The sequence below is a fragment of the Peteryoungia aggregata LMG 23059 genome, assembly GCF_030814435.1.
Classification (GTDB): Bacteria; Pseudomonadota; Alphaproteobacteria; order Rhizobiales; family Rhizobiaceae; genus Allorhizobium; species Allorhizobium aggregatum.
In genome coordinates, this window is the sequence record NZ_JAUSUW010000003.1 from 239,936 (window position 1) to 253,285 (window position 13,350).

The following is a 13,350-nucleotide window of genomic DNA, read 5'->3' on the forward strand; positions in this document are numbered from 1 at the left end:
ACGCATGAGCGGCATCGAGACTTCGGCGAAGGAAACGGCAGATGCCGTTGCGATGCAGGACTCGACCAGCTGGAAGACATGCGTCGATGCGGAGATCGACCAGCTTGGCTGGCGCGAGGCGACGCGGATCGAGCAGCCGGGCGACGACGTCACCATCTACACGATCGACGTGACGCCGCCTGAGGATCTGGTTTTCCGGCCCGAAGGACCCGCGACCTTTTCCCTTTCCGTCTTTCTCGACGGTACCGGAACCTTGTCAGTCGATGGTGCCAAGCCGCTGAGCGTGAAGCCGGGAACTGCCGTTTTCTTCGCCTGCGACCGGGTTACGCGTGGCGAAAATCATGTCGATGCCGGCCGCCGCCTGAGCATCGTGGATATCCGTGTGGAAAGGCCGCTGCTCGAAAAGCTGGGCGGCATTTCGCTCGCCCGCCTTGGCGGTGCCGTGATGACGGAGCACAGCCTGCCGGATCAGGATATTTTCCTGATCGGCTTCAAGGCGCCTGCCGAACTGCTGACCGTCGCCGCCGATGTTCTGCAATGCCGCTTCGGCGCAGGTTTGGCGCGCCGGGCCTATCTCTACGGCAAAGCCATCCAGGCCGTCAGTATCGGCCTCGATGCCGTGACCCGCCAGTCCGATGGTTCGCCACTCAAACCCCTGACAGGAGAGGAACGGAAGCGGCTTCATGCGGCCATGACGCTGATCGAACAGCATTATAGCGCCGACTGGACCATCGCTCGGCTGGCCCGCGAGGTCGGCCTCAACGAGCGTCGCCTCAAGGAAGGATTTCGTCTGGCGATCGGCACGTCGGTCCACGCCCATCTACGTGCGACACGGCTCGACGTCGCCGCAACGCTTCTTTCCGCCGGCTCAAGTGTTACAGAAGCCGCCTATGCGGTTGGCTTCGACAATCTCAGCCACTTCAGCAAGGCGTTCCGCGAGGCAAAGGGTGTGCTGCCCAGCCACTACCGGAGCTAGCTCTGCTCGGCACCGGTCTCTGCAAACCGCCGCCAGAGGTTCCGGTATTGCTGCGAACTGCGCAACAGATCATCATGCCGTCCGCTTGCCTCAGCACGGCCCTGATCGAGAACGATGATATTGTCGGCTTCGGCGATGGTGGAAAGGCGATGGGCCACAACGATCACGGTTTTTTCGCGGATCAGCGCGTTGATAGCGACCTGGATGAGATGCTCGCCTTCCGGGTCCAGTGCCGATGTCGCCTCGTCCAGCAGCACGACCGGGGCATCCTTGAGAATGGCGCGGGCAATGGCGATCCGCTGGAGCTCTCCGCCGGAGAAATTACGGCCGAGCGGCGCGACCACGGTGTCGTAGCCGCCACGTGCCATGATGGTGTCGTGGATCGCAGCCTGCTTTGCCGCCGCAATCACCTCATCGTCACTGGCATCAGGCCGGCCGAGGCGGATATTGGCGGCAACCGTGTCATGCACGATCAGCGCCTCCTGAAAGACCGGCGCATAACATGAGGCGAGCGCATCCGGGGTAAGGTCGCGGATATCCGTTTCGCCGATCGTGATTGCACCGCCGCTCACATCGCGAAAGCGCATCAGCAATTGCAGGCAGGTCGTCTTGCCGCTGCCGTTATGGCCGACCAGGGCGGTCAGCGTTCCCGGCCGTGCCTCGAAGGAGACGCGATCCAGCGCCTCGCGCTCCTGTCCGGGATAGCGGAAGGAAACGTCGCGAAAGATTACGCCGCCCTGGCCTGCCGGCGCGGAGCGATCGCCATGCGTCATGTCCGCCTGCGCCAATATGCCGCCGATGTTGGTGCGGGCGATCCGCGCCAGCGCCTGCATGGCCATCAGTGCGGCGAAATTGCGGGCGGGGATCACGGTTGCGGCGAGCAAGAGGCAGGAGGCTGCGAGGCGGCCCAGATCGCCGTCCTGTCCACCGGACAGAGAAAGCGACAGGGCGATCGCGAGCGCCGCGGCCAGGTCGACCAGCCCGCGAAACATCACCGCCAGCGGCGTGGCGAACAGAACGCCCTTGCGCGCCCCCAGCCGCAACTGCTCCACCTGCCTCTCGAAGCCGGGTGCGCATCGTTCCGCCGCGCTGAAGGCTCGTAGCACCGGCATGCCCTCACAGAATTCGCTCGTGGAAAGGGCTGCCTGCTCAAGACCGCGCGCGCGCCTGCCGAAGCCACGCTCCAACCGCTTCGCAAGCAACCGTAGAAACAGGAAGCCGAGCATGAGAAACAGTATCGCCGCGACAGCCGGCAGCGGCGAGACTGCCAGCGCCGACACAAGCAGCGTCGTCATAGCCGCCGCGTTGAAGGCTATGTCCGCCTGCGTGCTGGAGGCCTCGTTTTCGAGCCAGAGCACGTCCTCCCCGAAGGCCTGAACGAGACGGCCGCGCTCCAGCGCCTGAAACGCTCCCAGCGGCAGGCGGATCAGTCGGCGGAGAACGCCGGCGCGCAGATGGAGGCCGCCATCATAAGCGCCCCGATAGCCGGCGATCGCCGTCCGGCGCATGACCAGCCAGCGCAACAGCGTGATCGCCACGAGCGACCCCAGCGTCATGCAAATGGATGGGGCATCACTGGGGGATACCTGAAGGAGGCTGATGGCGGCAACGCTAGCCTGCAGCGCAAACAACACACCATCAACGAGCCGCGCGACCAGCAGGCGGGGTTGGCGCAGGCCTGCAAATGGATCGTTCTTCGACATCATTCGGAACCCCGAAGCTTGAAAGTGAGGGCGGCGCGATGGGCCTGCCATTGCCGTGCGTAAAGCCCGTCGAGCGCCATGAGTTCGTCATGCGTACCCTGTTCGGCAATGCGCCCTTCATTCAGGAAGACGATCCGGTCGAAATGGCGAACCGTCGATAACCGGTGGGCAATGGCAATCACGGTCTTGCCGCGCATCGCCTCCTCCAATCCTTTCTGGATTTCGAACTCGCTTTCGGGATCGGCAAAGGCTGTCGCCTCATCCAGGACGAGGATCGGCGCATCCTTTAAAATCGCACGCGCTAGCGCGATCCGTTGCCTCTGCCCGCCGGAAAGCCCGCCACCGTCCTGAAGCACCGTATCGTAGCTGTCGGGCAGCGCACGGATGAACGCATCTGCCTGTGCCCGGCGCGCGGCGGCAACGATATCGTCCTCTGACGCCTCCACTCTTCCGAGTGCGATATTGTCGCGGATCGAGCGCGAAAACAGAAAGACCTCTTGAAACATGGCCGACATGCAGGCTGATAGGGCATCGGGCTCGAAGCCCCTGATATCCCGGCCGCCGAGCAGGATGCGCCCTGCGTCAGGGTCCTGGAAACGCAGGATCAGGCGCGCCAGCGTCGATTTTCCCGACCCGCTCGGGCCGACCAGCGCCACCCGGCAGCCCCCCGGAATATCCAGCGTGACGCCGGCAAGGCCGAAGCCTTCCCCATGGGAAAAGGAGAGGTTTTCAATCGACAGATCGCCGCCAGTTACGGCCTTCTCCGCCCCCGGCGGCAGGGGCCGCAGGCTGGCAAGCGCCGAAATGCGCGCAAGTGTAACAGCCTGAATTCGCAGGCGCCCCATGGCGCCGAAGAGCCGCGCGGCGATGGAGGTGAGCCCGTAGGCGACCATCAGGAAGAAAGCGAGCGTGGCAAGGTCGGTTTCCTGGCGGCCGAGCAGGAATATCCCGAGCGGCAATACGAAGACCAGCGTTGTCGTGGTGGCCAGAAAGAAGGCCGTCACGCCGCCCATGCTGAAGGCCAGCCACTGCCCGACGACGACGCGATAGTCGGAAAAGGCTTGTTCCGGCCGCCTGAGCGCGCTCTGGCGCACGTTATAGGCCTTGATCAGCGGAACCACCGAAACCGCTTCCTGCAAGGCGGCAGCGATTTCGGCCTGCGCATGCAAGAAACGCGAGGAAAGGCCATTGTCACGCCGCATGATCGTGCTGAAGGCGACGCCGCCCGCGATAACCGGCAAAAGCGTCGCAACGGCCAGTCGCCAGTCGATGGCCAGCATCACTAGCACGATCGCCAGCGGGGCGACGATGGCAGCGGCGAGATCGGGCACGAGATGAGCAATGCCGTCCTCGACACGTTCGACATCTTCCATGAGCACACGACGGATTGCACCCGGCTCCAGCCGCTCGACGTCACCGAGGGGCGCTGACAGAAGGGCAGACCCGATCAATCGGCGTAACGCAGCCTGAACGTCGATGGCCACGAAGTGCGAAATGAGGGCGGACGCCATCTGCGCGACGTGGGCGACGACAACGGACCCAAACAGGCCTCCGACGAGTGGAACCAAGTCCATCATCCGTCCACCAGAGAGGGCCCCGATGGCCAGCGCCGTGAATGCTGCTGGCGCGATTTCCAGTATGGCGGCCAGTACCGAACACCCGACCGCCAGGATCATAGCGACACGATGCGGCGCCAGAAGCCCGCCGAGCGTCAGCGTGCCGTGGCCGGCGGCGAAAGTCTTTTGCCTGTCCGCCATGGTCAGAACTTGAGCTTCAGTCCACCGCCAACCGTCAGCGGATCGCCGGCGGTAACGAGCGTCCCCTGTCCGAGATCGGCTGCCAGGACGCGATAGCGCTTGTCACCGATGTTCTTGGCGTAGACATAGGCGGTGTATCGATCATTCTCCAGCGCGGCATAGGCGTTGAAGAGCCCGTAGCCCGGCTGCCGGATGGTGTTCTGCACGTCGAAGTAATAGGCCGACCGGTACTGGTAGGAGACGCCCACCTTGCCGACCAGATCGTGCCAACCGGTTTCCCACTGGTAATCGATCCCGGCTGAGCCCGTGAATTTGGAGACAAACTGCTGCTGGTTACCGCTGACATCTACCGAACCCGACCCATCGAGCGCACGGGCATTGGTGAACTCCTTGTAGATGGCATCGGCATAGCCGGTGGAAGCGCGTACGCTCCACTGGTCGGTCACCTGGAAGCGCCCGGTAATCTCACCACCCCATGACTCGCTGCGCGGCGCGTTCATCAGCGGCGTCGTGCTGGTCATGGCATTGAAGCCCTGAACCTGCTGGTCGCGCCAGTCGATGTAGAACACCGAGGCATCGACGCTCAGGCGTCCACCGATGTCCTCCGCCTTCAGCCCTGCTTCATAACTGATGAGCTTTTCCGCACCATAAGCGCCCTCGTCGCCGGACCCCACGAAACCGGCATTGAAGCCGCCGGACTTGTAGCCGGTCGCAACGCCGGCATAGAGGTTGACGTCTTCGGTCACGGCAAACTGGAGGCCGGCACGCGGCGTCGCATAGGTAGAAGACCGGCTGTCGGAATAGCCAGGGGCAAAGGCACCGGTCAGGCCGAGCATCGTTGCCGTGGCATTTGCGTCAAGGTCATAGTCGAAGTGCTTCCGATCATAGCCGACACGCAGACCGCCATAAAGCTTCCAGCGGTCGGTCAATTCGTATGTGCCGTCAGCGAAGGCCGAAACCGAACTCGTATCGGTCTCGCCGCGGCTGTAGAGCGTCGCCTCGCCACCTGTAAAGCTGCTGTTTGCACCGTATTCGCGCGTGGCGGAGGAGTATTCGCCATAAAGCCCGGCCACCCAGTCGAAGCGCTCGTTCCCCTCGGAGACATAGCGCAGCTCCTGCGAAAACTGACGGTAGGCACCGTCATAGGGATTTTCCGACCGGTAACGAAAACCTGGAAAGCCATAAGACTGAAACAAGGCGTCGTAGGCGGCAAAATAATCGACCGGGAAGCCATTCCCGCTAACTTCCACCTTGCTCCTCTGGAAGCCGGTTTGGGAGACGATCTTGTCGCCATTTTCCAAGTGATAGGTGAACTGCCCCGAAACGGTCGTCAGATTGCTTTTGATGCGGCTGGGATCATCGATGGCGACGCTGTTGCTGCCCGCCAGGAAATCGGCCTCCGGCATGCCAAACATCTCCGCATCGAGGGTCTGCCGCTCCATATCCACGCCGCCGATGAATTCCAGATTGTCGGTGACATCGCCAGCGATGCTGAGGCGGCCATGAAGATCCTCGCCGTCGCCGAGATCGTCACCGATGATGGTAGAGGTCATGAAGCCCCCAGTCTTTGCGACGGACAGTGCGCCGCGCGCCGCCCAGCCACCATCGCCGATCGGGGTATTGAAGATGCCGGTGGAGGTGACGGTGCCGCGCGAACCGTAGTCGACGCCGATCTCCCCGCCTGTCTTTTCCGGATCGGGACGATTGGAAATGATGTTGACAGAGCCGGCAATGTTGTTGCGTCCATAAAGCGTACCCTGCGGACCGCGCATCACCTCGATGCGATCGACGTCGAGCAGAGAGCCGCTATGCGCCTGCGTGGAACCGATGCCGATACCGTCGACATAGAGCCCGACCGCCGAATCGCTCTCGATCAACGCCGAACCGACGCCGCGAATGGCGGTGAAGGAGGTGTAGAGCTTTGCCGTCGCCGCCCCGGTTACGGCATTCGGCGTTTCGGCGATTGCCTCCTCCCTCCGGCCGGTTTTCTTCAGCCTCAGGTCCTCGCCCTTCTCCACGGACAGGCCCGCCGGCACGTCCTTGCTTTGGGTGGCCCGCTTCTGCGACGTCACCGTAATCGTGTCGAGAACCGTTTCCCCAGTATCCTGCGCGAGTGCCGAGATCGGCAGGCTGACGCCAGCGAGAAGAGCGGCGAGGTGAAGTCCTAGTCTCATGTCATGTCCCCAGTCTGCGATTGGGGCGGATTATCGGGAAGAGAGACAGGCTCGTCGACGGTCATGACTTATGCGATTCGGCAAAAACCTTATGAAGTTTATCTACTTTAAAAAGATTCAATTTTTCAATCGGCTAGGTGGATAGCCAAAGTGTTTCGTAAAGGCAGCGGTGAAATTTCCGGGGTGCTCATAACCTGCCCTGTAGGCGGCCTCGGCAATGGTCAGACGGTCACGGAGGATCGCGTTGCGGCCGATGAGCATGCGCCGCTCGAAAAGATAGTCGCGAGCGGTGACGCCGAAGGCCCGCTGAAAATCCCGCTTCAGGCCGCTCTGGCTCAGGCCAAAACGAGAGGCCAGTTCGACCAGGGAGTTCACCGCCACAGGATCAGCGTCAATATGGCGCCGCACCTCGGTCATGCGCTCCAGCCCCTTGCCGCCAAGCCTATCGGCAGGAGTCGGGCTCTTGGTGGCCTGAAAATATTCGGCGAGAATGCACAGCATGTTGAGCGCGCAGGCGTCCAGGTGTTCGTTCACGAAGGCGCCCGAGACCGGCGGTCGCAATGCCGACCAGGCGATCTGCCGCAAGCGGGCATCAAGCTTCAGGCGGCGCACCATCAACGGCTGGCTCATGGCTTGTGCCATGTTCTGAAACGCGACGTCGCCAGCCATCCGCTGGCGATTGTCCGCGACCCAATGCGGCATCAACAGCAGTTCGACCACCCGCACCGGCCGCTCGGCGTGGATCGTCATACTTGTGGGTACGCTTTCACCTGTTGAGGTAACCCAGACTTCGTCCGGGCAGAAACCACCCTCAAGAGCCTCCATATTGTTGATCGCAAATCCTTCGAGAACCACCGAAAGGCAAATCGCCGGGAACGTCCGGCTTTCATAGCGAACTGGCACCTCGAGTTGCACATCCATGACGCCGATCGACATGCCAGGTTTGACCTGACGCCAACGCCGCGCCTCGTCGGCAAGTCTGGCGGAAACCCCGTCCGCGGCGTTGTCGGTCTCCATGCACCCGTCCCCTGACCCGGTCGGCAATTCAATGATCGCCGCACATCCGATAAGTTGATTAATTCAATCATCTTTATCGTTCTGTCAAACGATGTGCAAAACGGCAATCCCGCACTTCAGGAAAGCTGACGGCCCAGACGGCGAATGCCTTGGCAACGGAATTCGTTGAAGGCTTAAGTTCGGAGCTATACCCAACCTTCCCCCGGCAAGAGTGATCCTCAATGTAGTCCAATCTGGTCGCGGCAGGTCGCCTTGATGCGGGTTTCGAGGATTTGCTGGTAGGCCTCGAAGGCAGGCGTTGGTGCTGCGGTCACGATCTGCCCCTTGCCTGTCGTGATCTCTGGTAGTTTGACGTACTGCCGCAAATCCTTCGGCATCACCACATCGGCGAAGGCGCGGAACATGGCGATCAGTTCGGGGACGTTCACGAATGCCGCCATTCTCTAGAGGGCATTTCAAAGCGGAGAATTCACGAGACACCGCATCACAGATGACAAGGCAACTCGACTAATCAGTCCAAGCTCTGTAGCTGACTAATGCGCGTCAATGTTGAGGCATCGGGTTCCACCTTGTGAGGCGCATCAACTAGATGACATTGCGCAGAACGGCGTCAGGCAGCGGATCAGGGTGAGCAGCTGCGTCGATTGCCCGAATCCACTGAGCAGCTTGCAGGGCGGCATCTGCAAGGACTGGCTTCGGCGCCTTGTACCACTCGTTTGCGGGCAACTCGCGACGCTTTCGGATAAGGGCTATGGCCGCGTCCAGCGTCGGAAACTCTTCTGGCAGTGTGAGGTGCAGGAAAAGCGCCACCACGGCGACAGAGCGTGAGCGCCCGCCACGGCAGTTGACGAGGATATTTCCGCGCTCACGCCTCGGATAGGACGGCTTGTCCGGCATGACCTGCTCAAGTGCGGCCCGAAGGATATAATGGGCCGCCACCATCTGAGTTTCGGGGTTTCCCGCGCCGTCGATCAGGCCGATCTTGTAGTAGCGGATTTCCCCCGGTCCAAAGATGCTACCCTGAGGGTCTGACACCGCCTGCGGTTGCCGCACGTAGTTGAAGTCGAGATTGACCGCACAATTCACAACCGTCGTGATGCCGTTGCGGCGAAGCAAATCAAGGTCGCTTGCTCCTTCCTTGCCCGAAATAAAGAGATCGACGCCGTAGGTCGGGTGATGCTCATAGATGAGACTGAGGGTAGGCAGTTCACCGTGCTCCGGTGTCTCCTCTCCATTTCCTTGAGTTCTCTGCATCTCATTCTCCGCAGGTGATGCCCCCTCTGCCCGAAAACCGCTCATCAGGCTTCAACCTTCGCCTGGACGAACTTGTCGATACGGGTTTGCGAGATCGACCGTGCGACACGATCAAGCGTTGGATAATCTGCTCCCTCGCCTGTCGCGATATAGCCGGGGCAAAGATAATCCGGGGAGCCCAGAGCAACCTTGCCGAGGGTCAAGGCTTCGTAGCGCCCACCAGCCTTCCTGAGGATAAGGGCGGCGGCTGCGACATCCCAGGCGTTAACACCGAAACCTGCTGCAGCATCGGCCCAGCCGGCCGCCACATGGGCAATGCTGAGCGCAGCACTTCCGGGACGGCGTAGGGTCGAGAAGGTCTCGACGAGTATGCCCATATTGGCAAGCGCCTCGTCCCTCCCATCGATACGAAAGTCCCGCGAGACCGGATAACCGGTGATCAGGGTCGCCTGCGCCTCGCTGGCGACGGCGCTGGAGCGCAGCGGTTCACCATTGAGATACGCCGAGCCGAGGTCGGCTGAAAACATCAAGTCCGCAATGGGGTCATAGATTGCGCCTGCAACGACTTCATTGTCGATGACCGCTGCAATCGAGACACACCAGAAGGTAAGGCCACGGGCGAAATTCGCCGTACCGTCGATCGGATCGACATACCACTGAATATCGCCGCTGCCGATCTGGCCGCCCTCTTCACCCATGATGGCCGAAGAAGGTTCGCGCTCAAGAATGAACGCACGGATCGTGGCTTCCGCGCGTTTATCATGGACCGTCACGATGTCGTGCAGGTCCACCTTGTAGTCGACAACCATTGTCGAGCGAAACGCATCCAGCAGCGGTTCACGGACAGAGAGAGCTGCGGCTTTTGCCAGATCCATCAATCGGCGAGAGCGGACAAGTGCGTCTTGCAACACAGATGGCGAACTTGCCGGAAACGGGTGGTCCAACATGAAAATCCTTACCTTTCAATGTAAAAACCGGCGCAGTCGAAACCGCGCCGGTCGGCATCATTTGGAGTAATTGACGCGCCAGAAATCCTGCCACTCTTCGCGCCGATCGAAATCGTCGAGACCCGTTGCCGCGTCGTAGCCGAAGAGCTTGTCGGAAACCTTGGCCAGGCCGGATGGCTCATTCTCCGGCATCTTGATGTCCGTATTGCTCGGAAGCTTTCCGTCCTTCATCTGCGGCGCGATCCCCTCTTCTGTCAGGATATAATTGATGAAGAGCTTTGCCGTATTCGGGCTCTGCGTCTTCGACGCGATCAGCCCGAGCTTGATGTAAGTCCAACCGATCCAGGGATCGAGATCATCGCAGATGCCAAGCTTATATCCCTTGTCCGCATTGTCGCGGAACTTGGCCGAGCTCAATAGGCCGAAGAAGGGCTCCTTTTGGCCTGCGGCTCCGACCGCTTCCGCTATCGGGTCGTCACCATCCGTAACCAGCGGCGCATTCTGCGCCAGCGCCTTGATCCAGGCAGCCGCGGCACTTTTCTCGGTGGTCTCGATATCTTTGCCGAAATGCACTTTGTACGCTGCCGCGACCTTATCGTTGCCGTGCGTTTCGAGCTGGTTGAACCAGTCCGTATAGCTTCCCTTGGTCAGCGGATCGACAAAGGCGACTTTGCCCTTCCACTTCGGCTCGGTCAGTTCCCAGATGTTGCTGACAGGGCATTTGTCATAAGCCTCGGTATTGTAGGCCCAGACATTGGCATTGGTCGAAATCGCCAGCGGGTTTTGCAGACCACCCGGGATCTTCCCGACCATGTCGGCAGGCAGATAGCTCTCGACAACCCCCTCCGGAAGGAGCTGCGCCAAAGCGGCCGGGGCGTCGGTGATCAGAACCACATCACCCTGCACATTGTTTGCCTGGTTTTCGCGAATGATCATCTCGAGCTGGCTGTTGGCCGAAACCTTCATGCCCGTTGCCTTCAGCCCGTATTTCGCGCTGAAGTTATCCGCCATCTCGACGATTTTGCCGGTGCTATCGTAGACATTAATCGGCTTTTCCTGCTTTGCAGCGGCAATCAAGGCGTCGAGATCAAAAGCCTCCTCGGCATGCAAACCTGCCGTTGGTAGGCCTGCGAGAAGGCTGGTGGCCATCAACATGCCCAGCAGATTTTTTCTATTCCTCATGACTTCCCCTCCCAAGGAAAAAGCAGACGGGGCCCAGCTGCCCCTGACCTCACTGTTTGTAGTTAACCCGCCAGAAATCCTGCCAACCCTCGCGCTTATCCAGGTCGTCGGCCGCTGTCGCCGGGTCGAAAGACATCAGTTCTCCGAGGTGCTTGCCGACCCCCGAAGGCTCGTTTGACGGAAGGCCAATCGTGGACTTGCCGGAAATTTTGCCATCTGCCGTCTGTGGGGCGATGCCCTCCTCTGTCATCAGATAGCGGACGAAGAGTTTGGCGGCATTCGGGCTCTTGGTCTTGGCCGCGATCAGACCAAAACCGGGATAGAGAAAGCCGGTGAAAGGCTGAACACCCGAGCAGAGGCCAAGTTTCAGACCTTTGGATTCGTTGTCGCGATATTTCGCCGTCGAGGTGATAATGAAGAACGGATCCGCCTGACCTGGCGCACCGGCTGCTTCCGCAACGGTCGAAGAGTCCGTCAGAAGAGGCGCATTTTCCGCAAACGCCTTGACCCACGCCGCTGTTGCCGTCTCACCGCTGGTATCGAGCTTCTTGCCGTAGAGCGCCTCATAGGCCGCCGCCACGTCAGCATCGTGATGGGTCTCGATCTGATTGAACCAATCGGCATAAAGCGGCTTGTCGAACAGGTCGAGCATGGCAAGTTTGCCCTTCCACTCCGGTTCCGTCAGTTGCCAGATATTGGTTACTGGGCACTTGTCGTATTTCTCCGTGTTGTAGGTAAAGACGTGCGGGTCGGAGACCACGACCAAGGGATCGCGCAGCTTTTCGCCGATGTCGCCTGCAAGATCCGGCGGCGTCCAGCTGGTGACGATGCCCTGAGGAAGGAGTTCGCCCATGGCCGAGGCAACGTCGGTCGCGACGCTGACGTCACCCACGACGTTGTCCGCCTGGAATTCGCGGATCATCAGTTCGACCTGGGTCGCCTCGTTGACCTTCTTGCCGCTCGCCTGAACCCCGTACTTGGCCGTGAAGGCCTGAGCCGTATCGACGATCTTGCCGGTGACGGCATAGACGGTGATCGGCGGCTCCTTCTTCGCAGCCTCAATCAATGCTTCGAGATTGAATGCGTCTTCAGCATGCCCGCTGCTGCCAAAGGCTGCAGAAAGCGTCAGGGCAAAGGCGCAAACGGCTGTCGCATGCCGATAGGTCTTGATCCGCGTGGTCGTGGTCATCATGTTTGCTCCCAATAGCTTTTTCATTTTTGGTAGTTCATCCGCCAGAAGTCCTGCCAGTCCTCGCGCGCGTCCCAATCCTCAAGGGCAGTCGCCATGCTGTAGGGCATCACCTGGTCGAGGGCGGAACCGATGCCGGACGGCTCGTTGGCCGGCAGCTTGACGTCGCTGTTCGTCGACATCTTTCCATCTGCCGCCTGCGGCGCGATCCCCTCCTCCGTCATGACATAATGGATGAAAAGCTTGGCCGCGTTCGGGCTGTCCGTCCCCTTTGTGATCAGCCCGACACCGGGATAGAGCCAGCCGAGCCAAGGCTTCAGATCCTTGCAAAGGCCGAGTTTCATGCCCTTCTCAGCATTGTCGCGAAACTTGGCGGAACTCATCAAACCCATGAAGGGCTCGGTCTGTCCGGGCGCGCCAACGGCTTCAGCTGCTGCCGCATCTGCATCGGTCAACAGAGGAGCATTGGCCGCCAGGGCCTTGATCCAGGCGGCTGTGGCGCTTTTGCCGCCCGTCTCCAGATCCTTGCCGTAGAAGTCCTTGTAGGCAGTGGCCACCTTGTCGTCACCGTGGCTCGCCATCTGATTGAACCAGTCCACATAGGAGGCCTTGCCGAGCGGATCCTGCATGGCCACCTTGCCCTTCCACTTCGGCTCGGTCAGCTCCCAGATGTTGCTGACAGGGCACTTGTCGAATAGCTCCGTGTTGTAAGCCCAGACATTGGCGCTGTTCACGACGGTGAGCGGTGACTGATATTCAGCCGGGATCTTGTCGGCCAGATCCGACGGCAGCCAACTCTCGGCAAAACCCTGCGGAATGAGCTGAGCCATCGCCGCGGGCGCATCGCTGATGATCGACACATCGCCCTGGATGTTGTTGGCGCGGGCCTCGCGAATGATCATCTCGAGCTGTGCGGTCGCCTTGACCTTCGAGCCCTCAGCAGCAAGTCCGTATTTCGCGGCGAAGTTCTGCGCCATGTCGACGATCTTGCCGGTGCTGTCATAGACAGTGATCGGCTTTTCCGCCTTGGCCGCTTCAATCAGAGCATCGAGGTTGAAAGGCTCCTCCGCCTGTACAGTGCCTCCGAGCGTCGTCAAAAGCGCGGCCGTCACGAAAAGCCGGCTCCTGCCATTTTTCATTTGTTGCGTCAT

10 protein-coding genes and 1 pseudogene are annotated in these 13,350 nt (G+C 60.6%); 1 reads left to right on the plus strand and 10 read right to left on the minus strand.

The window, feature by feature from the left end; genetic code table 11:
• Nucleotides 1-4 precede the first annotated feature (4 nt).
• A complete protein-coding gene (locus J2045_RS06380) occupies nucleotides 5-976 on the plus strand; it encodes a helix-turn-helix transcriptional regulator (protein ID WP_307370639.1) in 972 nt (323 codons plus the stop codon).
• On the opposite strand, the gene J2045_RS06385 is transcribed toward J2045_RS06380, so the two are convergent.
• The 10 genes and pseudogenes from J2045_RS06385 to J2045_RS06430 form a co-directional block, all read right to left on the minus strand.
• Entirely contained in the window at nucleotides 973-2,682 is a 1,710-nt protein-coding gene (locus tag J2045_RS06385; RefSeq protein WP_307370642.1) for an ABC transporter ATP-binding protein, read from the minus strand. The genes J2045_RS06380 and J2045_RS06385 overlap by 4 nt on opposite strands.
• Nucleotides 2,679-4,436: an ABC transporter ATP-binding protein gene (locus J2045_RS06390; protein WP_307370644.1), complete on the minus strand. Its 1,758-nt coding sequence runs from the start codon at nucleotides 4,434-4,436 to the stop codon at nucleotides 2,679-2,681. The genes J2045_RS06385 and J2045_RS06390 overlap by 4 nt, the downstream gene beginning before the upstream one ends.
• A 2-nt stretch (nucleotides 4,437-4,438) precedes the next feature.
• Entirely contained in the window at nucleotides 4,439-6,610 is a 2,172-nt protein-coding gene (locus J2045_RS06395) for a TonB-dependent receptor (RefSeq protein WP_307370646.1), read from the minus strand.
• 117 nt (nucleotides 6,611-6,727) lie between these two features.
• The gene (locus J2045_RS06400; RefSeq protein ID WP_307370648.1) at nucleotides 6,728-7,627 is read right to left on the minus strand and encodes a helix-turn-helix domain-containing protein; all 900 of its coding nucleotides are present in this window, start codon (nucleotides 7,625-7,627) and stop codon (nucleotides 6,728-6,730) included.
• Nucleotides 7,628-7,875: 248 nt separating this feature from the next.
• A pseudogene (locus J2045_RS06405) lies at nucleotides 7,876-8,070 on the minus strand (hypothetical protein); the annotation flags it as partial.
• A gap of 142 nt (nucleotides 8,071-8,212) precedes the next feature.
• Complete coding sequence (locus J2045_RS06410) at nucleotides 8,213-8,881, minus strand: dual specificity protein phosphatase family protein (RefSeq protein WP_307371150.1); 669 nt, start codon at nucleotides 8,879-8,881, stop codon at nucleotides 8,213-8,215.
• Between the two features lie 44 nt (nucleotides 8,882-8,925).
• Nucleotides 8,926-9,828 (minus strand): inositol monophosphatase family protein, encoded by a 903-nt coding sequence (locus J2045_RS06415; protein ID WP_307370656.1) that lies wholly within the window; start codon nucleotides 9,826-9,828, stop codon nucleotides 8,926-8,928.
• A gap of 57 nt (nucleotides 9,829-9,885) precedes the next feature.
• Complete coding sequence (locus tag J2045_RS06420; protein ID WP_370873027.1) at nucleotides 9,886-10,983, minus strand: ABC transporter substrate-binding protein; 1,098 nt, start codon at nucleotides 10,981-10,983, stop codon at nucleotides 9,886-9,888.
• A gap of 76 nt (nucleotides 10,984-11,059) precedes the next feature.
• On the minus strand, nucleotides 11,060-12,199 hold the full coding sequence (locus tag J2045_RS06425; RefSeq protein WP_307371154.1) for an ABC transporter substrate-binding protein: 1,140 nt from the start codon (nucleotides 12,197-12,199) through the stop codon (nucleotides 11,060-11,062).
• Nucleotides 12,200-12,222: 23 nt separating this feature from the next.
• On the minus strand, nucleotides 12,223-13,350 hold the full coding sequence (locus J2045_RS06430; RefSeq protein ID WP_307370658.1) for an ABC transporter substrate-binding protein: 1,128 nt from the start codon (nucleotides 13,348-13,350) through the stop codon (nucleotides 12,223-12,225).

Coding starts and splice junctions, on each gene's coding strand:
- J2045_RS06380 (WP_307370639.1), top strand. CDS start 5: ATGAGCGGCATCGAGACTTCGGCGAAGGAAACGGCAGATGCCGTTGCG.
- J2045_RS06385 (WP_307370642.1), bottom strand. CDS start 2,682: ATGATGTCGAAGAACGATCCATTTGCAGGCCTGCGCCAACCCCGCCTG.
- J2045_RS06390 (WP_307370644.1), bottom strand. CDS start 4,436: ATGGCGGACAGGCAAAAGACTTTCGCCGCCGGCCACGGCACGCTGACG.
- J2045_RS06395 (WP_307370646.1), bottom strand. CDS start 6,610: ATGAGACTAGGACTTCACCTCGCCGCTCTTCTCGCTGGCGTCAGCCTG.
- J2045_RS06400 (WP_307370648.1), bottom strand. CDS start 7,627: ATGGAGACCGACAACGCCGCGGACGGGGTTTCCGCCAGACTTGCCGAC.
- J2045_RS06410 (WP_307371150.1), bottom strand. CDS start 8,881: ATGCAGAGAACTCAAGGAAATGGAGAGGAGACACCGGAGCACGGTGAA.
- J2045_RS06415 (WP_307370656.1), bottom strand. CDS start 9,828: ATGTTGGACCACCCGTTTCCGGCAAGTTCGCCATCTGTGTTGCAAGAC.
- J2045_RS06420 (WP_370873027.1), bottom strand. CDS start 10,983: ATGTTGATGGCCACCAGCCTTCTCGCAGGCCTACCAACGGCAGGTTTG.
- J2045_RS06425 (WP_307371154.1), bottom strand. CDS start 12,199: ATGACCACGACCACGCGGATCAAGACCTATCGGCATGCGACAGCCGTT.
- J2045_RS06430 (WP_307370658.1), bottom strand. CDS start 13,350: ATGACGCAACAAATGAAAAATGGCAGGAGCCGGCTTTTCGTGACGGCC.